Below are 18,660 nucleotides of genomic sequence, written 5' to 3'. Positions count from 1 at the left end.
AGGCGCTGGATGAGCTGCCGCGAATGCGGGAGGCATTATGAGCGAACGTTTACCTTTGATTCCGCTGCTGGCATTAAGTCTGGCTGCGTTTGTCACCATCGTTACCGAGGCGCTTCCCGCCGGATTGCTGACGCCGATGGCGCAGGAGTTATCCATTTCAGTGGCGGCAGCCGGGCAGAGCGTTACGGTGTATGCGGTGGGCTCCTTCCTGGCGGCGATCCCGTTGATGACGCTATTGCAAGGCGTGCGGCGCCGTCGTTTGTTGCTATTCACCCTGGCCGGTTTTACCGCAGCAAATCTGATCACCGCCATGGCTAATGACTACCTTTTACTGCTGATCGCGCGCGGTGTCGCGGGTACTGCTGCTGGCGTCTTGTGGGCGCTGCTGGCCGGTTATGCCGCGTCGATGGCGCCAGTGGAAAAAAAAGGCAAAGCCATTGCGATAGCGATGGCAGGCACGCCGCTGGCGCTATCGATTGGCGTGCCGCTCGGGACCTTTGTGGGTAACGCCATCGGCTGGCGCCTGAGTTTTATGGCGTTAAGTGGGCTGTCACTGCTGCTGATGCTGGTGCTGCGTCTCACTGCTCCAGAGCAGCCCGGGCAAGCGGCACGGCAGCGTTTGTCTCTGGCCACCGTTACGCGCTTGCCCGGCGTGCGTAGCGTGCTGGCGCTGGTGCTGTGTTTCGTGCTGGCGCATAACATTCTCTACACCTATATCTCACCGTTTCTGCAGCCGGCTGGGTTAATGGCGCGTACCGACGCGATCCTGCTGCTGTTTGGCAGCGGCTCGCTGGTCAGTATCGTCATCACTGGCATAGTAGTGGACCGATATCTCCAGCCGCTAACGCTTAGTTGCATCGGCCTTTTCATCGCTGCAGCGCTGCTGCTGCAACTGAATATGTCCAGTGCACTGCTGGTAGGGCTGGCGGTGGGATTGTGGGGATTGGCCTTTGGTGGTGCGGCAACGCTGTTTCAAACCGCGATGGTGCAGCGGGCGAGTTCCGCGACTGATGTCGCACAATCGATGTTGGTAACAGTATGGAATCTGGCGATTGCGGGTGGCGGCATGCTGGGCGGCATGTTATTGCAGAATTTCGGTATCGTCAGTTTCACGCCGGTGTTGCTGCTGTTGTTAATTATGGCTTTTGCAGTGGCATGGCGGACGGGACAACGTGCCGTTCGGGCCGCCGTTAATCCCTCGTCGTGATAATAACCGCATGATTTGTCAATGCATATTTGGCGGCATCAACCAGGCTTTTGTGATAACGATCGCATAGGAGAGTTCCATGAACATCGATTTACACGGAAAAACAGCACTGGTCACCGCGTCAACCGGCGGCATTGGTTTTGCTATTGCGCAGGGCTTAGCCGCCAGCGGGGCGGAAGTGGTGTTGAATGGGCGCAGCGAAGCTTCGGTCAGTCGCGCGCGTGAAAAGCTAAACGGTTTGGTGGCGGGGGCAAAAATCCACACCTTCATCGCCGACCTTGGCAGTGCGCAGGGCGTCAAACAGCTGCTCAACGGCTTGCCGCCCATTGATATTCTGGTCAATAACGCCGGGATTTACGGCCCGCAGGACTTTTATGAAGTGGACGATGAAACCTGGGAAGCCTATTGGCAAACCAACGTGATGTCTGGCGTGCGCCTGTCGCGGGCACTGTTGCCGGAGATGGTGAAGCGTGGCTGGGGGCGAGTGGTATTTATCTCCTCGGAGTCGGCGCTGAACATTCCTGCCGAAATGCTGCACTACGGCGTCAGTAAAACCGCGCAACTGTCGCTGGCGCGCGGACTGGCGAAGGTGGTGGCGGGCAGTGGTGTGACGGTCAACAGCGTGCTGCCGGGCCCTACGCTTTCCGATGGCTTTGCCGCGATGATGGAAGATGAAGTGAAACGCACCGGCAAGCCGCTGGAAGAGTTAGCGAAAGCGTTTGTGATGGCCCAGCGGCCAAGCTCCATCATTCAGCGTGCCGCTACGGTGGAAGAGGTGGCGAATATGGTGGTGTATGTCTGTTCGAAACAGGCATCAGCCACGTCGGGCGCCGCGCTGCGCGTCGATGGTGGCGTCGTGGATGATATTGTTTAGCCGCATGCTGCGATTGACCTGGTCGCCATGCATGTGAGTTCTGAAGCAGCATATGGCTGCGTTTCCTTCCCCCGCTTGCGGGGGAAGGCCAGGATGGGGGACAGCAAGCACCTTTAACTACAGCGAGCAAACTGTTACCCATCAGCCCGGTTGGTACCCTTATGCCACCGGCTCAAAACACGCTCCGCACAACAAAGACAAAAGTTTACACTGCAAAGCTTGGTGTTTCTGCTGTCGATGCTTAAAATGCCCGCACTTTTCTCTGAGGCTGCGGCATGACGATATCGCTATCACGCGCAAAATGGATTCTGGCACTGGTTTGTCTGGTGCTGGCGTTTTGTCTCGTCCAGCGCAGCTTCAATTTACCATCTGCGCCGCTGGCGCAGGTCAGCGCGTCCACGCAGGTAAACGGTAATGACGATGCCAGCGGCAGCGAAAAGCCCTGTGCCCTGAGCGCGAAATCGTTGAGTGCCGCCGCGCCAATCCTGGATACCGCACTGCCTTTCCTGCTGTTGCTGCTGGCGTTGATTGCCACCTTTACGCAACGCTCTACCTCCTTCGGCTATCGCCGGACACCGCTGTTTCCGCCACTGCGACGGCGGCATCTGACCCTCTGCGTCTTCCGGGAATAACACTTACGCGTTGCATCGCGTAAACCCTGTTATTCACTGGAGAATCACCATGTCTATATTTATCAGGAGTCTGCTGCTCCTGCTGGCGAGCTGTGCGATCACCGCGCAGGCGGCAGATACTGGCTGGCTGCGCAATGCGCAAAACAGCCACGCGGAAGTGCGTCTACGTAGCGCCAGCCACAATAATGATCAGCAACTGCTGCTGGATATCCGCTTGCAACCTGGCTGGAAAACCTACTGGCGCACGCCAGGTGAAGGCGGCGTAGCACCGGAAATTCGTTGGCAAACGCCAGAGGTTAATGCGCAATGGTTTTGGCCAGCGCCCGCGCGTTTTGACGTCAGCGGTTTGACCACGCAAGGCTACAAAGGCGATATCACGCTGCCAATCACACTGGCAAAATTGTCGAGCCTGCGGCTGGCAGGTACGCTGACGCTCTCAACCTGTAGCGACGTCTGCATTCTTACCGACTTCCCGTTCAGCCTCGACCTGACGCAGCCCGCTGACGCCGATTTTCCGCGCGATTTCGCCGAGGCGATGGGAAAAATTCCGGCGGCAAGCGGCTTAACCGATCAACTCGCCGCCAGCTTCATCAACGGTGAGCTGCAAATCCGTGCCGAGCGTCAGGGTGGCTGGCAAAAGCCGGAGCTGTTCTTCGACTATCCGCCGGGCAGCATGCTGGCGGCACCGCACATCAGTGTTAATGGCGACACGCTCAGCGCGCGCGTGGCGGTAACTGATGAGTGGGGTGAAGCGGCACCGGATCTGCGCGGCAAAACGCTGTCGCTGGTGGTGGCCGATGCGGGCATCGCGCAGCAAAGTTCGTTAACCATCGGCGCGGAAACGCTGGTGTCGGGCGAGGCAGCGCAGACCTTCTGGTCCGTGCTGCTGCTGGCGCTGCTGGGCGGTTTAATCCTCAATCTGATGCCCTGCGTGTTGCCGGTGCTGGCGATCAAGCTCAGCAGTTTGGTGCAGCAGCAGGGGCAAACCCAGCGTCAAACGCGCAAGCAGTTCCTTGCTTCCAGCGCCGGCATTATCTTCTCCTTCCTGCTGCTGGCGCTGCTGATGACGGGGCTGCGACTGAGCGGCCAGGCGCTGGGCTGGGGCATCCAGTTCCAGAGTAGCGGTTTCCTGCTGGTGATGGTGCTGGTGATGTTCCTGTTCAGCGCCAGCCTGTTTGATCTGCTGCACTTCCGCTTGCCGTCGGGCCTGAATACTAAACTGGCGACCCAGGGCGGTGAGGGTCTGCTCGGACACTTCGGACAGGGCGCGTTTGCCACCTTGCTGGCCACGCCGTGTAGCGCACCGTTCCTTGGTACCGCCGTGGCCTTCGCGCTGACGGCGCCGCTGCCGCAGCTGTGGCTGCTGTTTGTCGCGCTGGGTGTGGGCATGAGCCTGCCGTGGCTGCTGGTTGCGGCGTTGCCGGGTATGGCGCGTTGCTTGCCGCGTCCCGGTCGCTGGATGGTGCGTCTGCGCACTGTGCTCGGTTTGTTGATGCTGCTTGCCACCTTCTGGCTGGTGACGCTGCTGGTACCGCATTGGGGCAGCACGGTTGCGCTAGTGCTGGCGGTGGCGCTGCTGCTGGTGCTGTGTGGCTGGCTGGTTAAACGCCGTGCGCTGCAACAGGCGGGCCTGGTGTTTATCACGCTGACGCTGGCCGGTGCGTTACTGCTTATGACGCGCATCGAGCCGGAAGAGGATGCGCTGCACTGGCAGCCGCTGACCGAAGCCGCCATCCATCAAGCGCTCGAGCAGGACAAACGGGTGTTTGTTGATGTCACCGCAGACTGGTGCATTACCTGCAAAGTGAATAAATCTCGCGTGCTTAATCAGCCGGATGTGCGTGCTGCGCTGAAGGCCGATGATGTGGTGTTGCTGCGCGGCGACTGGACGCAACCCGATCCCGCTATCGGTGAGTTCCTGCGTCGCCGCGATCGTGTAGCGATTCCTTTTAACCAAATTTATGGCCCGGCACTGCCGCAAGGCCAGATTTTGTCACCGCTGCTGAGTCGTGAAGCGGTGATCTCCACTCTCTCTGAGGCGAAAAAATAATGAAGAAATCCCTGTTACTGCCATTGATGTTCCTTGCCATGCCTGCACTTGCGGCTGCGCCATTTACTCCCGAGCAGGAAGCGCGCATTAAGGAGCTGATTCGTGAAACATTAGTGCAGAACCCAGCGATTCTGGCGGAAGCGGCTGATGCATTCGATAAAGAAGCGGCACAGCAGCAGCAAAATGTGGTCGCGCAGATGGTGAAGAAAAACCACGATGTGCTGTTCAACGATGCCGGTTCACCGCGCATCGGTGCTGAGAAGCCCGCGCTGACGCTGGTTTACTTCACCGATTACAACTGCGTGTTCTGTAAAAAGTTTGAAGCAGACATAGAAAAGCTGATGAAAGCCTATCCGCAGGTAGCGGTGGTGATTAAGCCGCTGCCGTATCGCGCGGAAACCTCGCTGACCTCGGCACGTCTGGCGCTTACCGTCTGGGAGCAGCAGCCAAAGAACTTCCTCAAGCTGCATGAGCGTTTAATGGCGAAGAAGGGCAATCACGATGAAGCCAGTATTGACGCGGCGCTAGAGAAAACTGGCATTACGCTGAAACAGCCAAGCAAAGCCAGCCTCGATACCATCAACAGTAATCTGACGCTGGCGCAGCAGTTGGGTGTGCAGGGCACGCCAGCCACGCTGGTGGGCGATCAGATGATCAGCGGTGCGGTGCCGTATGAACAGCTGGAAGCCGCAGTGAAAGGCGCGCTGCAGGCGAAGCAATGAGTCGCGTGAAGCGCGGGTTACGTGAGGCGCTTTTTCTGGTGCTGATTGTCGCTGCGGCGCTGTGGGGCATGGATTGGCTGCGCGCTCCGCAGCTGCCCGTTGATTTGGCGCAACAGCCGCTAACCGCGCTGCAGGGCGAGGTTAATCTTGCCGAACTCAGTCAGCATCAGCCGCTGTTGGTCTACGTGTGGGCCACGTGGTGCGGCGTATGCAAGCTCACCACACCCACCGTGGCATCGTTAAGCCAGCAAGGCGTAAAAGTGGTGAGCGTGGCGCTGCGTTCCGGCAATGATGCGCGGGTTGCGACCTGGCTGGAGAAGAAAGGGCTGCAAGGTGTGGCGATCAATGATGAAAGCGGGGCGATCGGCCAGCGCTGGGATATCAACGCTACGCCGACCTTTATCGTACTGCACCAGGGTAAAGTCATCAGCACCAGCAGCGGCTGGACCAGCGGGTGGGGCCTCAAGCTGCGCTTGTGGTGGGCCGCCCGCTGATTTCACTGGCGGCGCGTTACGGTGCCGCCAGAAAATCCTCGCGCTGGGGCGTAAAAGTATCCAGCAGCACGCCGGCCTCCAGGCAAACGCAGCCGTGGACAATATTGGGCGCTTTATACAGCGTATCCCCCGCGCCGACCTCCTGTGTCTTACCATCAATGGTAAAGGCAAAACGTCCCGACAACACGTAGGTCAGCTGCTCATGCGGATGATGATGCAGCGGACCAACGGCATCTTGCGCAAAGGTCACTTCCACCGCCATCATACTGCCGCCGTGCGCCAGCACCCTGCGGGTGACGCCGTTGCCGAGATCCTCTAACTGCGTGGTGTTTTTATAGATAAACATGTTTTCTCCTTGCCGGTTGCATGGTGAATGTGTGACATAACTCACAGTCAAAAAGGCATTTAAAGGCTGCATTTTACCGTTCTTTGATTAAAATGAAACGGTGTTTCAATTTAATCTGAGGATGGATCATGAAAATCGCTTTGATGATGGAAAACAGCCAGGCTGCGAAGAACGCAACGGTGTTGAAAGAGCTTCAGTCCGTGGCGCAACCGCTCGGACATCAGGTGTTTAACGTCGGTATGAGCGACGAGCAAGATCATCATCTGACCTACATTCACCTCGGCATCATGGCCAACGTGCTGCTGAACAGCCAAGCCGTGGATTTCGTGGTGGCCGGCTGCGGCACCGGACAGGGCGCCTTGATGTCGCTTAACCTGCATCCGGGCGTGGTGTGCGGTTACTGCATCGATCCCGCCGATGCCTACCTGTTTGCGCAAATCAATAACGGCAATGCGCTGTCGCTGCCGTTCGCCAAAGGCTTCGGCTGGGGCGCGGAATTGAACCTGCGCTTTATCTTCGAAAAAGCCTTCACCGGCGAGAAAGGGCACGGCTATCCGCCAGAGCGCAAAGAGCCGCAGGTGCGCAATGCCGGATTGCTTAATCAGGTGAAAGCGGCATTGCTGAAAGAGAACTACCTCGATTCACTGCGCGCCATCGACCCTGAACTGGTGAGAACCGCGTTGAGCGGCCCACGTCTGCAGCATGCACTGTTTGAGCATGGTCAGAGTGAGGAAATTGCACGCTTTGTGCGTGAACTGACGCAGTAATCGAGACGCGTTTAACTAAGCCAGGGAAACCTGGCTTGGTTGTTTTATCACTGCCGGATTTTAAATCTCACGCTTCCCCGTCACACGATGCCTAAAATTGTAATATCCTCGCAGGTCATGCTTAATATCACCGCTTTAGCCAAATTCTTAAGTTCAGCCGTTATCCAGGGAGAGATGCATGGCAGGTTATCAGCCGCCTTACACCATTACGCCTACTATCCTGAATCAGGTGATTGAGGTTGGTGAGTTATTAGGGCGCTGGGCCGCTCAGGCAGAACAATCCTCACCGCTTTTACGTAAAGAGAATCGTATCCGCACCATTCAAGCTTCGCTGGCTATTGAGCATAATAGTCTGTCAACTGAACAGGTGACTGCGATTATGGAAGGCAAGCGCGTGTTGGCTCCGGCTAAAGATATTCAGGAAGTGCGCAACGCCATTCTGGCTTATGAAAAACTCAATGTTTGGCAAAGTGGCAACCTTAGCGATTTACTGTCGGCACATCGGTTGTTGATGACCGGGCTGGTTGATGCGCCGGGCCAATTACGCAATGGCAATGTGGGTGTCTATCGCGAACAGCAACTTATCCATATGGCTCCGCCTGCAAACCAGGTCTCAAGGCTGATAGGTGATTTACTCGGTTGGGTTAAACAAACGGATATTCATCCGCTGATTGCCAGTTCAATCTTCCACTACGAATTTGAATTTATTCACCCTTTCACTGATGGCAATGGGCGCATGGGAAGATTATGGCAAACCTTGATTCTCAGTGAATGGCGTACTGAATTTGCCTGGCTACCGGTTGAAACGCTGATCCATAATCAACAACAACACTATTATCGCGTTTTAGGGGAATGCGATCGCAGCAGTGACTGCACGCCGTTTATCGCATTTATGCTGGAAAAATTGATCGAGGCGCTGGCTGAAGGGATTGGCTCTCGTACTGTTTCAATCGACACCTCAAAGGGGATTGTGTCGGAGAAAGTGTCGGAGAAAATGTCGGAGAAACCATCGGCTAAACTTTCCGTAACCGCTGAGAAAATACTGTCTGCTCTGCGTAAATCACCTGAGATGACGATTGCCGATCTCTCGCAGCTGCTGGGCGTGAGCAGCAGGACAGTTGAACGTAATCTCAAAACGTTACAATCACTTTATCGTCTGCAACGAGTCGGTGCTGCCAAAGGCGGTTACTGGCGTGTTATTTGATAATTGCAGCGGCGTGTTAATGAAAAGGGTCAGAGTGAGGAAATTGCGCGCTTTGTGCGTGAACTGACGCAGTAATTTGTTCGTAGGGTGCGCATTGATGCGCACCTGCTCACCATCAATGGCGAACCTACGCCAAAACCCCATTATCCTGCCGACTCGCATCGACCAGCATCTGCGTATAGGCCACTTGCGCGCGGTTGTTTACCAGCGCATCGACATCCAGTGTCTCCAGCACTTTGCCATGCTGCATGACCGCCACGCGATGGCACAGATGCGCCACCACGCCGAGATCGTGCGTGACCATCAAATAGGTCAGCTTCTCCTGCTGCTGCAAGTCGCTGAGCAGGTTGAGGATCTCCGCCTGCACCGATACATCCAGCGCTGACGTCGGTTCATCCAGCAGCAATACGCGCGGCTCAAGGATCAGCGCACGAGCAATGGCGACGCGCTGTCGCTGACCGCCGGAGAGCTGATGCGGATAGCGTGTTTGCCACGCGCGATTGAGGCCCACTTTTTCCAGCATCGCGATCACCCGTTGCTGGCGCTGTCCGATACCGTGAATCTGCAGCGGCTCCTCAAGAATATCGCCGATAGTGTGGCGCGGATGGAGCGATCCGTAAGGATCCTGAAACACCATCTGCACGCTGCGGCAACGCTCGCGGGCGATGCGATGCTCCAGCGCGACGCCGTCAATCGCCAGCTCGCCCTGCCAGTGGGTAAACAGCCCGGCCAGGCATTTCAGCACCGTGGTTTTGCCCGATCCCGACTCGCCGACCAGACCAAAAATCTCGCCCTGGCGAATCGATAAATTGACGTCAAACAATACCTGATTACAGCGCTCCTCCTCGCCAAAACTGAGGTTGAGATTACTGACGCGGATCATCTCGTTCATCGTTGCTCCTTAAGGTTGCAGCCAGCTGGCCTGACGTTGCAGCACCGGCAGCCGTGCGCGACGCTGATCCATATCCGGCAGCGCGGCCAGTAAGCCTTGCGTATAGGGATGCTGTGCGCGATCGAGTTCGCTGGCGGCCAGCGACTCCACCACGCGCCCGGCATACATCACCAGCACGCGATCGCAGAAGCGCCGCACCAGATTGATGTCGTGGCTGATAAAGATCAGCCCCAGCCCGCGCTGTTTCACCAAATCATCCAGCAGCGCCAGCACCTGCAGGCGCACTGAAACGTCCAGCGCCGAGGTGGGTTCATCGGCAATCAGCAACTCGGGATCGGTAATCAGCATCATGGCGATCATCACGCGCTGGCCCTGACCGCCAGAAATTTCGTGCGGATAACACTGATAAATACGCCCGGGATCGCGCACCTGCACCACCTCAAGCATCTCCATCGCTCGCTGACGCGCCACTTCGCGCTGTCCAGGATGATGGCTGCGCCAGGCTTCGGCTATCTGCTCACCAACCCGCACCACCGGATTTAGCGAGTATTTCGGATCCTGCATAATCATTGAAATGCGTTTACCGCGAATGGCGCGCATCTGCGCGGGCGTGGCGCGCAGCAGATCAATCTCGCCAAACTGCATACGCTGTGCGGTGACTTGTGCGCTGCGCGGATGCAGTTGCAGTAGCGCACGACCTACGGTGGATTTGCCGGAGCCGGATTCGCCGACAATCGCCAGTTTCTCTTTGCCTAACTGGAAGGAGATGCCGCGCACCGCGGGTGTGACGAGGCGACCATTGACGAAATTGACCTGTAAATCCTGTACGTCGAGCAATGGTGCAGCGCTATTCGCTGCGGGGATCGAGGATGTCACGTAAGCCATCTCCTAAGAAGTTGAACGCTAAGCTGTTGATCAGAATTGCCAGACCCGGCACCGTTACCACCCACCAACATTCGAGCATATAGGTACGGCCGCTGGCGATCATCGCGCCCCATTCAGGATCCGGCGGCTGCGCGCCCAATCCGAGAAAACCCAGTCCGGCCGCAGTGAGAATGATGCCGGCCATATTCATGGTGATGCGGATGATCACCGACGGCAGGCACAGCGGCACGATGTGTTTCCACAAAATGCGCAGTGAAGAGGCACCCTGTAAGCGCACCGCCGAAACAAAATCGGCCTGGCGCAGCGACAGCGCTTCAGCACGCGCCAGACGGGCAATCGGCGGCCAGGCGGTGAGCGTGATGGCAATCACCACATGCTCCAGTCCCGGACCGAGCGCGGCGACAAACGCCAGCGCCAGCACCAGACTCGGGAAGGAGATGAAGATGTCGGTGACGCGCATCAATACGCTATCTACTTTGCCGCCGAAATAACCGGCGGTGACGCCGAGCAGCAGGCCCAGCGGGCCAACGGTGACTGACACCAGCAGCACGATATACAGCGTGATGCGCGCGCCCCAGACGAGGCGGCTGAAGATATCGCGACCAAACTCATCGGTACCAAACCAGTGCTGCGCATTCGGCGGCGTCAGCGCATTGTTGAGGTCCTGAATCAGCGGGTGATAGGGCGCAATCCACGGTGCAAACAGCGCCACCACCAGCAGCAGCAGGATAATCCCGCCGCCAATCGCGGTTAACGGGTTGCGCGCCATTTGCCAGAGAAAATGGCCAATGCGCGCGCCGGTGCGGCGACAGCGCGCCAGCCGTTCGCGCGTCTGGCTGGCTAACGGCGTATCGAGAGAAATCGTCATACTTTGGTCCTCGGATCGAACACCTGATAAAGCAGGTCAGAGAGCAGGTTAAGCAGCACGAAAATCAGGCCGACTACCAATACGCAGCCCATCACCGCATTCATATCGCCGAGCATCAGGCTGCCGGTGAGATAAGAACCAAAACCGGGCCACGAGAAGACGGTTTCGATTAGCACCGCGCCTTCCAGCAGCGAGCCGTAGGCCAGCGCCACCACCGTCAGCAGCTGCACCAGAATATTGCGGAATGCGTGCTGCCAAATCACTTGCCACTCGCTAAGGCCTTTTACCCGCGCCGTCAGAATGAACTCCTGCGACAGCTGCGCCAGCATGAAGCTGCGCGTCATGCGGCTGATGTAAGCCAGCGAGTGAAAGCCGAGCAGGGAAGCGGGCAGAATCAGGTGGTTAAGCGCATTGCTGAACACCGTGAAGTTGCCTACCAGCAACGCATCAATCAGCAGGAAACCGGTGCGGCGCGGCACAATGCCATCAAGGCTGAAGTCAACGCGACCCGCGCCACCCACCCAGCCGAGATGGGCATAAAACAGCAGCAGGCCGACCATGCCGACCCAGAAGATGGGGGTGGAATAGCCCGCCAGACTGATGATGCGCACCAGATAATCAATCAGGCTGTTGCGACGGGCGGCGGCCCACACGCCGAGCGGAACGCCGAGCCCGGTGCCAATCACAATCGCCAGCGTCGCCAGTTCCACCGTGGCCGGGAAGACGCGCAGGATATCGTGTATGACCGGTTGTCCGGTGAGCAGCGCCAGCCCGAGATTGCCGTGCAGCAAGCCCTGCAGATAGATGCCAAACTGCACCCACAGCGGTTTATCAAAGCCCAGCTGATGATAAACCTGCTGGTAGGTATTGTGGTCAGCATCCGGCCCGACAATCGCCAGCACCGGGTCGAGCGGCATCACGCGACCAATAAAGAAGGTCAGCAGCAGCAGGCCAAACAGGGTGATCGCCACCTGCAACGTGCGGCTGCGCAGACGACGCCAGTGACTTTTGCTTAGCTTCATTGCGTACCTCCTGCCAGGCTATCTGGCGTTTTCCACACGTCGCGCAGGAAAGTGGTAGCCGACGGATGCGGCACGTAATCCTGCACCCGATTGTTCACCACCACCGAATCGGTCATTTGCGAAATCGGCATCAGCGCCGGAATCAGCTGGTCGTAACGTTGCTGGATGGCAAAGTAATCCTGCTGCTGCTGTTTGGCATCGCGCTCCAGCAGCGCTTTGTCGATCATGCTGTTCAGCTGCGCATCATAAAAGCCAGTGCGCCAGCCCTGAAAATTGGTGAGACGCGCGCTGTCGGCATTGTTGGGGTTGTAAACCAGCGCGCGCAGGCTGGAGTGCGGATGGGGCTCCACACCGCTACCGCCGCGTCCCACCAGCAAATTGAACTGGCGATCGCGCATCGCACCATAAATCTGGTTGCCGGTGCCGGTAATAATTTTGGCGCGAATGCCGCCCTGCATCAGCGTGGATTGAATGGCGATGGCGACATTGAGGAACGGCTGATCGGCCAGCACGCGCAGTGTGGTATCAAAACCGTTGGGATAACCTGCAGCCGCCAGCAGCGCTTTGGCACGCGGCACATCGAGCTTGTAACCCGGATCGGGCAGCGTCGCCGGCATGCCGGATTGAATCGGACGCTGGTGCAGCGTGCCGTAACCGGCCATCAGCGTTTTGTTGATGCCCTGATAATCCACCAGATAGCGTAACGCTTCGCGCACTTGCGGATTGGCGAAGTGATCGTCCTTCATGCTCATTGCCAGGTAATAAATCGTGCCTTTTTGCACGGCATCAACGGAGAGGTCGGGATCGTGACGCAACGCCTTCACATCGGGAATCGCCATGTTGCTGGCGATATCAAGGTCGCCTTTCTCCATCATCAGGCGCAGAGTTTGCGACTCCTGCAGATGACGGAACACTACGCGCTGCAGCTTGGGTGCACCGCGCCAATAGTGGGGATCGCGGCTGATGCGCAGCACATCTTTGGCTTGCCACACGTCCAGACGAAACGGTCCTGACCCTGCTTCATGGGTGGTGAGCCAGCGATTGCCCCAATCGTTATTTACCGCCTGCGCCTGCACGGTTTTGCTATCAAGCACCACCATGCTGCCGAGCGCCGCCAGCGAATAGAGCACCAGTTTGGGATCGTTAGGCTTAGGCAAGCGAATCACTACCGTGCGCGCATCCGGCGCGCTGATCATCTGGTCGACGTTCTCTTTGCTGAAGCCGTAAGATTTCCACACCGACGCCTGCGCCAGATTGAGGTGTAGCACGCGGCGCATCGACCAAATCACATCGGCGCTGCTCAACGCATTGCCGGAGTGGAAGGTGACATTGTCACGCAAATGGAAGGTGAGCTGACGATTGTCGGGGCTGATCTCCCAACGTTCCGCCAGCGCCGGGCGCACGTTGGTGAGCTGTTGCGGATCTAACTCAACCAAACCGTCATAGAGATTGACCACAATGCCGACCACTTCGTTGCCGGTCATGGCTGCGGGATCGAGAGTGAGGAGATTATTCATGTTCATGCCCACAATCAGCTGGTCGTCTGGCGTGGCGGCCAGCAGCGACGGGCTACAGGTGAGCAGCAGCAGCGCGGCGCACCACGCTCTGCATCGGTTCACTACGTTCATAAGCAAAGTCCAGCAGGTCAGAGGTTTATAGTTTTTTGCCGTACTGCTTGTGTCAGGCGCTTACCAGCGATTTAGCGTGTGTGTCTCAATCCACGAGAAATTGATGTCCTCACCGAGTCCCGGTCGCGTGGGCAGATGCACGAAACCCTCGGCATCCATCGGATCGACCAGCGCGTTGAGATAGGCCGGCGGCTGTTCATAATCGAGGAATGGGTGCAGCAGGCCGCGCTCGTACCAGCGACAGTTGCGGATGGCACCGACCACCGCGATGCTGGCCGCGCCATTGCCGTGCACTTCGCAATCCATGCCGAAGGCTTCGGCCAGGCTAGCGACCTTCATAGTGGCCGAAATACCGCCGACGCCGTTGGCACCGGCGCGCAGAATGTCGCACGCGCCGGCGCGCACCCAATCGGCGCGGCTATGGTGTTTGCCGCCGAGGCTTTCCGGGCCCAGTACGTCGATGCTGAGGTTTTCCGCCAGCCAGGCATAAGACGCCATGCTCTCCTCTTCCATCGGCTCTTCGAACCAGGCGAAGTTGAGTTTTTCCAGCGCTTTACCAATGGTGAGCGCATCGCTGCGGCTGTACCAGTGATAGCCGTCAAGCATCAGCGCGATGTCCGGGCCGACCGCTTCACGTACCGCGGCGCAGGCTTTAATGTCCATTTGTGGGCTGGGGGCGAACGAGACGGGTGGCATCCAGGTGTGCAGTTTGATGGCCTGATAACCGCGTGCCACCAGCTTTTCAGCAAACTGGGCATATTCGTCGGGCGTCGATAAACCGCCTTCCAGCTCATCGCCACACATGGTGCTGCCGTAGGCCGGGATCTTCTCGCGATAGCCGCCAAGCAATTTGTGCACCGGCTGCTTGAGCTTGCGACCAATCAAATCCCATAGCGCCTGTTCCACGGCGGATAACGCACGTTCGGTGAGCTGGTGGGCGCTACCGCGCTGCCAGTGCACCAGATCCTGCCACAGCCGTTCACGATCAAAGGCGTTTTGCCCAATCAGCACCTTGCGGAAGAAGGCGTTTACCACGTGTGGACGAATCACCTCAGCCGGTGCGAAGGCATAACCGCAATCCCCATCCTCGCTGGTCAGGGTCAGCAGCGCCATTTGCGCATCGGTCTCGGCGCCGGGATGCGAATGCCCGGCGCTGTCCGAGACGCGGCGGGTAGGGTAGCTAAACAGGGTCACATCAATGGCACTGATCTTCACGGTTACTCCTCCGTTCATGCTTGGCGCTCCCACGATGGGCATTAACATAAAAAATAAAACGCCGTTTCATTTTGTAATTTAGCGTTCACATTTTGTTTACGCATTAGCCAAAGCGCAGGAAACAACGGCGATAAATTGGGCATTTGCATGGTTCGCTGTGAGCGTTTTCACGAATGACTGGCGTTTTGTGAGCGATTGCACAGTGAAAAGCGCTGGGCGGAATGTAAAAAAATGTGTCGCTGGGGGCTTTTCATTTCCCGTCAGCCAGGTAATAGTGACGCCGCGAAAATTAAATAATAATCATTATCATTCTGGGTCGGTAATATGAAAATATGGCTGTTTGCACTGGGGTTACTGGCGGTAACGCATCACGCTGCCGCAAAAATCATTACGGATGTCGCTGGACGTCAGGTCGAGGTCAAAGAGGAGTCCAAACGCATCATTTTGGGCGAAGGGCGTCAGATGTATCTGCTGGCCGCTTTTGATACCGCCGCACCGTTCCAGCGCGTGGTCGGCTGGCGCGATGATTTTCATAAAGCGGATTACGACGGCTACATGGCGTATGAGAAGAAATATCCGCAGATTAAAACGTTGCCGACCTTTGGCGGCGCGAAGGATGGCACCTTCAACGTTGAGCAGGCGCTGACGCTGAAGCCCGATTTAGTGCTGATGAACCTTGAATCCAAAGCGGCCACCGATGAAGGCAAGTTGATTGAGAAGTTACAGGCAGTGGGCGTGCCGGTGGTGTTTATCGATTTCCGTGAGAAGCCGATGGAACACGCTGAGCAAAGCATCCGCATCATGGGCGAGCTGGTGAATAATCCGCAGCGTGCCGAAGAGATTGTGGCGTTCCGCCGGGCACAAATTGAAAAGGTGACCGATCGCCTGAAGAATTTTAGCGGCACGCGCCCAAAAGTGATGATTGACCGCGCTGGCGGCTACAGCGATGAGTGCTGCATGTCGTTTGGCAACGAGAACTTTGGTCAGATGGTGGAAATTGCGGGCGGCCGCAATATCGCCAAAGATCTGATCCCGGGCACCTTTGGCACGCTCAATCCAGAACAGATCATCGCCAGCCGTCCGGATGTGGTGGTGGTGACTGGTGCCAACTGGAAAAACTACAATACCGTCGGCAAATGGGTGGGTGTCGGTCCCGGTGCGGATGTGAAAGAAGCCACTGCGCGGCTGCAACTGCTGATGATGCGCGATGCCTTCAAAACCCTGCCGGTAGCCCATAACGGCAATGCGCATGCAATCTGGCATCAGTTCTACGATAGCCCGTACCAGTTTGTGGCGATTCAGGCGCTGGCGAAGTGGCTGCATCCCGAATTGTTTGCCGATCTCGATCCGGACGCCACTTTCCGCGAGTTCCACCAGAAGTTTCTGCCATTGCCTTATCAGCCGGGATATTGGGTAACCCTGCCGGCAGATAAGTCATAAGTTTGAGCAAGTTAGATAAGTGTTAAACATTACTGTTTATCTTTACTAATATTTCACAGGTGGTGGCACGTTGTTGCAAAAAGCGCAACGCGTGCGCCATCTGATGATAATTCGGTAAAAGGGAGAGAGTAATGTTTCATACCTCAGGAAGATCGGTGTTCGGCGTGACGTTGTATACGCTGCTGGAACCGCTGCCGCTGGGCTTTTTTGTCGCCGCCTGGTTTTTCGATATCCTCTATCTGCAAACCTTCGTCATTATGTGGACCAAATCGGCCAGTTGGCTGATTACCCTTGGTCTGGTGCTGGCCATCCTGCCACGTTTAATTAGCCTGGTTTATTTATTTCGCGGTGCCCGGCCAAATGAGAAAACCCACTTCTGGCTGTCGCTGCTGGCAATGGTGTTGGCGGTGGTGAACGCCTTTATTCACAGCCGTGATGCCTACGCGGTGGTGCCCATGGGCGTGACGCTCTCGACGCTGGTAGTGGCGCTGCTGCTGATTGCCAACGTGCAGCTGGTGCTGCGCGAACGTCGCACACAGGGAGGTCGCGTATGAAACACCTACTTAGTGCGGTAGCGATCGCCATGCTGCTCAGTGCCTGTGACGACGGGGCGCTGATCGATCCGCAAAAGCAAATCGGTCCCAATCCTGAGCTGCCGCAGGCGCAGAACTTCTTTATGCCCCCGATGCAGGTACCGGAAGGCACGCCGTGGAAAACCGGGGAAATGCCGAAAGTGGCGGAGGGTTTAAAGATCGAAAAGATCGCCGAAAACCTGCAGCATCCACGTCAGGTATTGGTGCTGCCTAATAATGATGTGCTGGTAGCGGAATCCAATGGCATGCCGAAACCGACCACCGCGCCGAAGCAGCTGATTATGGGCATTGTGCAGAAAGCCTCAGGCAAAGGCGGTGAGGGCGGCAATCGCATCACGCTGCTGCGCAACGTTAACGGCAAATGGGAGCAGCATCGCTTTATCGATAACCTGACGGCGCCGTTTGGCATGCAGCTGGTGGGGAATACCTTGTATGTGGCGAACGCCGATAGCCTGGTGAAGTTCCCTTACGAAACCGGGCAAACCGAAATCCGCACGCCGCCGGTGGAAGTCACCGAACTGCCGGGTGGTCCGATTAACCATCCCTGGACTAAATCACTGCTCGCCAGCCCGGATGGCAGCAAGCTGTATGTTGGGGTGGGATCCAACAGTAACGTAACGGAAAACGGCATTGGCGAAGAGTATCGCCGCGCGGCGGTGCTGGAAGTGGATGCGGCGAGCGGTGCCAGCCGGATCTATGCCAGCGGCCTGCGCAATCCTACCGGCTTACAGTGGGAGCCACAGAGCGGCAAGCTGTGGGCTATCGTCAATGAGCGTGACGAGATTGGTTCCGATCTGGTTCCGGATTACATGACCTCGGTGCAGGACAAAGGCTTCTACGGCTGGCCGTACAGCTATTATGGTCAGCACGTGGATGAGCGTGCCCAGCCACAAAGGCCGGATTTGGTGGAGAAGGCCATCAAGCCTGATTACGCACTGAGCTCGCATGTCGCACCGCTCGGCCTGTTGTTCTATGGCGCGGATAACATGCCGCAGTATCGTGGCGGGGCGTTTATCAGCGAGCATGGTAGCTGGAACCGTACGCCGCTTAATGGTTATCAGGTGGTGTGGGTGAAATTCGAGAACGGTAAACCGGTGGGGCAGCCGCAGCCGGTGGTGACGGGCTTCCTCACCGACGATCAGAAGCAGGTGCGTGGTTTACCGGTCGGTTTAGCTACCGATCGCCAGGGCGGCGTGTTGATTGCCGATGATGCGGGTAATACTATCTGGCGCATCAGTTCCGCGCGGTAATTAAACGCCGGCAATAAAAAAGGATTTGGCAGTAAAGCCAAATCCTTTTTTTTATGTTCGCTAATCGGCTGGTAACCGCGCCGCGAACGGGGTGCTCAGCACTCCTCACACCCGCGATAATAAAATGTGCGGCGAGATATTTCAAGTTTTGCCATAATACTGTATGGTTATACAGGTGTTGAGTGACGGGCGAAGCCTCATTGTTTTGCTGATGACTCCAGGGGCGCGGATAGTCAAATCCCGGCAGGTTTCAGGTGGTGCTGGCCTGTGGCTTCCACAATGAGAGCCGCTCAGCACTCCTCACAATTGTGCTTAGGCGGTCGGCGGGTGGAGTCAAAGCCTCGGCAGCTGAAAGGCGCGCTCCTCTCAGAGGAGAAGGAAAGTGATGGAAATTGTTCGATTGCTGCTGGACATCGTCCGCATCATTCTTCAAATCATCGTTGCCCTTATGCAACTGACCGGTCAGGCGCACTGACCGGAACTTGAAACAAGGCGGAGCTCACCCCTCCGCCTTTTTTCGTGCTGTGTCAAAACGCCCTGCGGTGAAAGACGCTACTATCCTCAACACATT

18 protein-coding genes are annotated in these 18,660 nt (G+C 57.1%); 11 read left to right on the top strand and 7 right to left on the bottom strand.

What is annotated here, in order from left to right; translation table 11 throughout:
* The first annotated feature begins 37 nt into the window (after positions 1-37).
* The 6 genes from AC790_RS10595 (at position 38) to AC790_RS10570 (ending at position 5,979) form a co-directional block, all read left to right on the top strand.
* Positions 38-1,207, top strand: coding sequence for an MFS transporter (locus AC790_RS10595; RefSeq protein WP_049851764.1), 1,170 nt, complete (start codon positions 38-40; stop codon positions 1,205-1,207).
* A 79-nt stretch (positions 1,208-1,286) separates the two neighbouring features.
* A complete protein-coding gene (locus AC790_RS10590) occupies positions 1,287-2,081 on the top strand; it encodes an SDR family NAD(P)-dependent oxidoreductase (RefSeq protein WP_049851763.1) in 795 nt (264 codons plus the stop codon).
* Positions 2,082-2,356: 275 nt separating this feature from the next.
* Positions 2,357-2,713 (top strand): hypothetical protein, encoded by a 357-nt coding sequence (locus tag AC790_RS10585; protein ID WP_049851762.1) that lies wholly within the window; start codon positions 2,357-2,359, stop codon positions 2,711-2,713.
* 49 nt (positions 2,714-2,762) lie between these two features.
* Positions 2,763-4,763, top strand: a complete 2,001-nt coding sequence (locus tag AC790_RS10580; RefSeq protein ID WP_049851761.1) for a protein-disulfide reductase DsbD — start codon at positions 2,763-2,765, stop codon at positions 4,761-4,763.
* A complete protein-coding gene (locus tag AC790_RS10575) occupies positions 4,763-5,485 on the top strand; it encodes a DsbA family protein (RefSeq protein WP_009128218.1) in 723 nt (240 codons plus the stop codon). Before AC790_RS10580 ends, AC790_RS10575 begins: the two co-directional genes overlap by 1 nt.
* The gene (locus AC790_RS10570) at positions 5,482-5,979 is read left to right on the top strand and encodes a protein disulfide oxidoreductase (protein WP_049851760.1); all 498 of its coding nucleotides are present in this window, start codon (positions 5,482-5,484) and stop codon (positions 5,977-5,979) included. Before AC790_RS10575 ends, AC790_RS10570 begins: the two co-directional genes overlap by 4 nt.
* Positions 5,980-5,995: 16 nt before the next feature.
* Here the strand turns inward: AC790_RS10570 and AC790_RS10565 are convergent, their stop codons facing one another.
* Positions 5,996-6,325 carry a cupin domain-containing protein gene (locus AC790_RS10565; protein WP_049851759.1) on the bottom strand — a complete coding sequence of 110 codons (330 nt, stop codon included), beginning with the start codon at positions 6,323-6,325 and terminating at the stop codon, positions 5,996-5,998.
* 128 nt (positions 6,326-6,453) lie between these two features.
* Here AC790_RS10565 and AC790_RS10560 point away from each other — a divergent pair, with 128 nt between their 5' ends.
* Together AC790_RS10560 and AC790_RS10555 are read left to right on the top strand one after the other, a co-directional pair.
* Complete coding sequence (locus AC790_RS10560; RefSeq protein ID WP_049851758.1) at positions 6,454-7,092, top strand: RpiB/LacA/LacB family sugar-phosphate isomerase; 639 nt, start codon at positions 6,454-6,456, stop codon at positions 7,090-7,092.
* Positions 7,093-7,270: 178 nt separating this feature from the next.
* On the top strand, positions 7,271-8,296 hold the full coding sequence (locus AC790_RS10555) for a Fic family protein (protein ID WP_049851757.1): 1,026 nt from the start codon (positions 7,271-7,273) through the stop codon (positions 8,294-8,296).
* A 127-nt stretch (positions 8,297-8,423) separates the two neighbouring features.
* Here the strand turns inward: AC790_RS10555 and AC790_RS10550 are convergent, their stop codons facing one another.
* Genes AC790_RS10550 through AC790_RS10525 form a run of 6 tightly spaced genes read right to left on the bottom strand, consistent with a single transcriptional unit; the run spans position 8,424 to position 14,824 of the window.
* Complete coding sequence (locus tag AC790_RS10550; protein ID WP_161804877.1) at positions 8,424-9,179, bottom strand: ABC transporter ATP-binding protein; 756 nt, start codon at positions 9,177-9,179, stop codon at positions 8,424-8,426.
* An 18-nt stretch (positions 9,180-9,197) separates the two neighbouring features.
* Positions 9,198-10,064: an ABC transporter ATP-binding protein gene (locus tag AC790_RS10545; protein ID WP_049851755.1), complete on the bottom strand. Its 867-nt coding sequence runs from the start codon at positions 10,062-10,064 to the stop codon at positions 9,198-9,200.
* The gene (locus AC790_RS10540; RefSeq protein ID WP_009128225.1) at positions 10,036-10,941 is read right to left on the bottom strand and encodes an ABC transporter permease; all 906 of its coding nucleotides are present in this window, start codon (positions 10,939-10,941) and stop codon (positions 10,036-10,038) included. The genes AC790_RS10545 and AC790_RS10540 overlap by 29 nt, the downstream gene beginning before the upstream one ends.
* Positions 10,938-11,963: an ABC transporter permease gene (locus tag AC790_RS10535; RefSeq protein WP_009128232.1), complete on the bottom strand. Its 1,026-nt coding sequence runs from the start codon at positions 11,961-11,963 to the stop codon at positions 10,938-10,940. Before AC790_RS10535 ends, AC790_RS10540 begins: the two co-directional genes overlap by 4 nt.
* Positions 11,960-13,591: an ABC transporter substrate-binding protein gene (locus AC790_RS10530; protein WP_049851754.1), complete on the bottom strand. Its 1,632-nt coding sequence runs from the start codon at positions 13,589-13,591 to the stop codon at positions 11,960-11,962. Before AC790_RS10530 ends, AC790_RS10535 begins: the two co-directional genes overlap by 4 nt.
* 60 nt (positions 13,592-13,651) lie before the next feature.
* Positions 13,652-14,824 (bottom strand): mandelate racemase family protein, encoded by a 1,173-nt coding sequence (locus tag AC790_RS10525; protein WP_369817602.1) that lies wholly within the window; start codon positions 14,822-14,824, stop codon positions 13,652-13,654.
* A gap of 306 nt (positions 14,825-15,130) precedes the next feature.
* Between AC790_RS10525 and AC790_RS10520 the strand changes: the two genes are divergently transcribed.
* The 3 genes from AC790_RS10520 (at position 15,131) to AC790_RS10510 (ending at position 18,089) form a co-directional block, all read left to right on the top strand.
* A complete protein-coding gene (locus tag AC790_RS10520; RefSeq protein WP_009128243.1) occupies positions 15,131-16,246 on the top strand; it encodes an ABC transporter substrate-binding protein in 1,116 nt (371 codons plus the stop codon).
* A 131-nt stretch (positions 16,247-16,377) separates the two neighbouring features.
* Complete coding sequence (locus AC790_RS10515; protein WP_049851752.1) at positions 16,378-16,800, top strand: DUF2231 domain-containing protein; 423 nt, start codon at positions 16,378-16,380, stop codon at positions 16,798-16,800.
* On the top strand, positions 16,797-18,089 hold the full coding sequence (locus tag AC790_RS10510; protein WP_049851751.1) for a sorbosone dehydrogenase family protein: 1,293 nt from the start codon (positions 16,797-16,799) through the stop codon (positions 18,087-18,089). Before AC790_RS10515 ends, AC790_RS10510 begins: the two co-directional genes overlap by 4 nt.
* Positions 18,090-18,660 lie beyond the last annotated feature (571 nt).

Origin of the sequence: Pantoea sp. RIT-PI-b (assembly GCF_001187905.1) — a bacterium.
In the GTDB taxonomy this organism is placed as follows: Bacteria; Pseudomonadota; Gammaproteobacteria; order Enterobacterales; family Enterobacteriaceae; genus Pantoea; species Pantoea nemavictus.
This window is presented reverse-complemented; position numbering and strand designations above follow the sequence as displayed.

Coding starts and splice junctions, on each gene's coding strand:
- AC790_RS10595 (WP_049851764.1), top strand. CDS start 38: ATGAGCGAACGTTTACCTTTGATTCCGCTGCTGGCATTAAGTCTGGCT.
- AC790_RS10590 (WP_049851763.1), top strand. CDS start 1,287: ATGAACATCGATTTACACGGAAAAACAGCACTGGTCACCGCGTCAACC.
- AC790_RS10585 (WP_049851762.1), top strand. CDS start 2,357: ATGACGATATCGCTATCACGCGCAAAATGGATTCTGGCACTGGTTTGT.
- AC790_RS10580 (WP_049851761.1), top strand. CDS start 2,763: ATGTCTATATTTATCAGGAGTCTGCTGCTCCTGCTGGCGAGCTGTGCG.
- AC790_RS10575 (WP_009128218.1), top strand. CDS start 4,763: ATGAAGAAATCCCTGTTACTGCCATTGATGTTCCTTGCCATGCCTGCA.
- AC790_RS10570 (WP_049851760.1), top strand. CDS start 5,482: ATGAGTCGCGTGAAGCGCGGGTTACGTGAGGCGCTTTTTCTGGTGCTG.
- AC790_RS10565 (WP_049851759.1), bottom strand. CDS start 6,325: ATGTTTATCTATAAAAACACCACGCAGTTAGAGGATCTCGGCAACGGC.
- AC790_RS10560 (WP_049851758.1), top strand. CDS start 6,454: ATGAAAATCGCTTTGATGATGGAAAACAGCCAGGCTGCGAAGAACGCA.
- AC790_RS10555 (WP_049851757.1), top strand. CDS start 7,271: ATGGCAGGTTATCAGCCGCCTTACACCATTACGCCTACTATCCTGAAT.
- AC790_RS10550 (WP_161804877.1), bottom strand. CDS start 9,179: ATGATCCGCGTCAGTAATCTCAACCTCAGTTTTGGCGAGGAGGAGCGC.
- AC790_RS10540 (WP_009128225.1), bottom strand. CDS start 10,941: ATGACGATTTCTCTCGATACGCCGTTAGCCAGCCAGACGCGCGAACGG.
- AC790_RS10535 (WP_009128232.1), bottom strand. CDS start 11,963: ATGAAGCTAAGCAAAAGTCACTGGCGTCGTCTGCGCAGCCGCACGTTG.
- AC790_RS10530 (WP_049851754.1), bottom strand. CDS start 13,591: ATGAACGTAGTGAACCGATGCAGAGCGTGGTGCGCCGCGCTGCTGCTG.
- AC790_RS10525 (WP_369817602.1), bottom strand. CDS start 14,824: ATGAACGGAGGAGTAACCGTGAAGATCAGTGCCATTGATGTGACCCTG.
- AC790_RS10520 (WP_009128243.1), top strand. CDS start 15,131: ATGAAAATATGGCTGTTTGCACTGGGGTTACTGGCGGTAACGCATCAC.
- AC790_RS10515 (WP_049851752.1), top strand. CDS start 16,378: ATGTTTCATACCTCAGGAAGATCGGTGTTCGGCGTGACGTTGTATACG.
- AC790_RS10510 (WP_049851751.1), top strand. CDS start 16,797: ATGAAACACCTACTTAGTGCGGTAGCGATCGCCATGCTGCTCAGTGCC.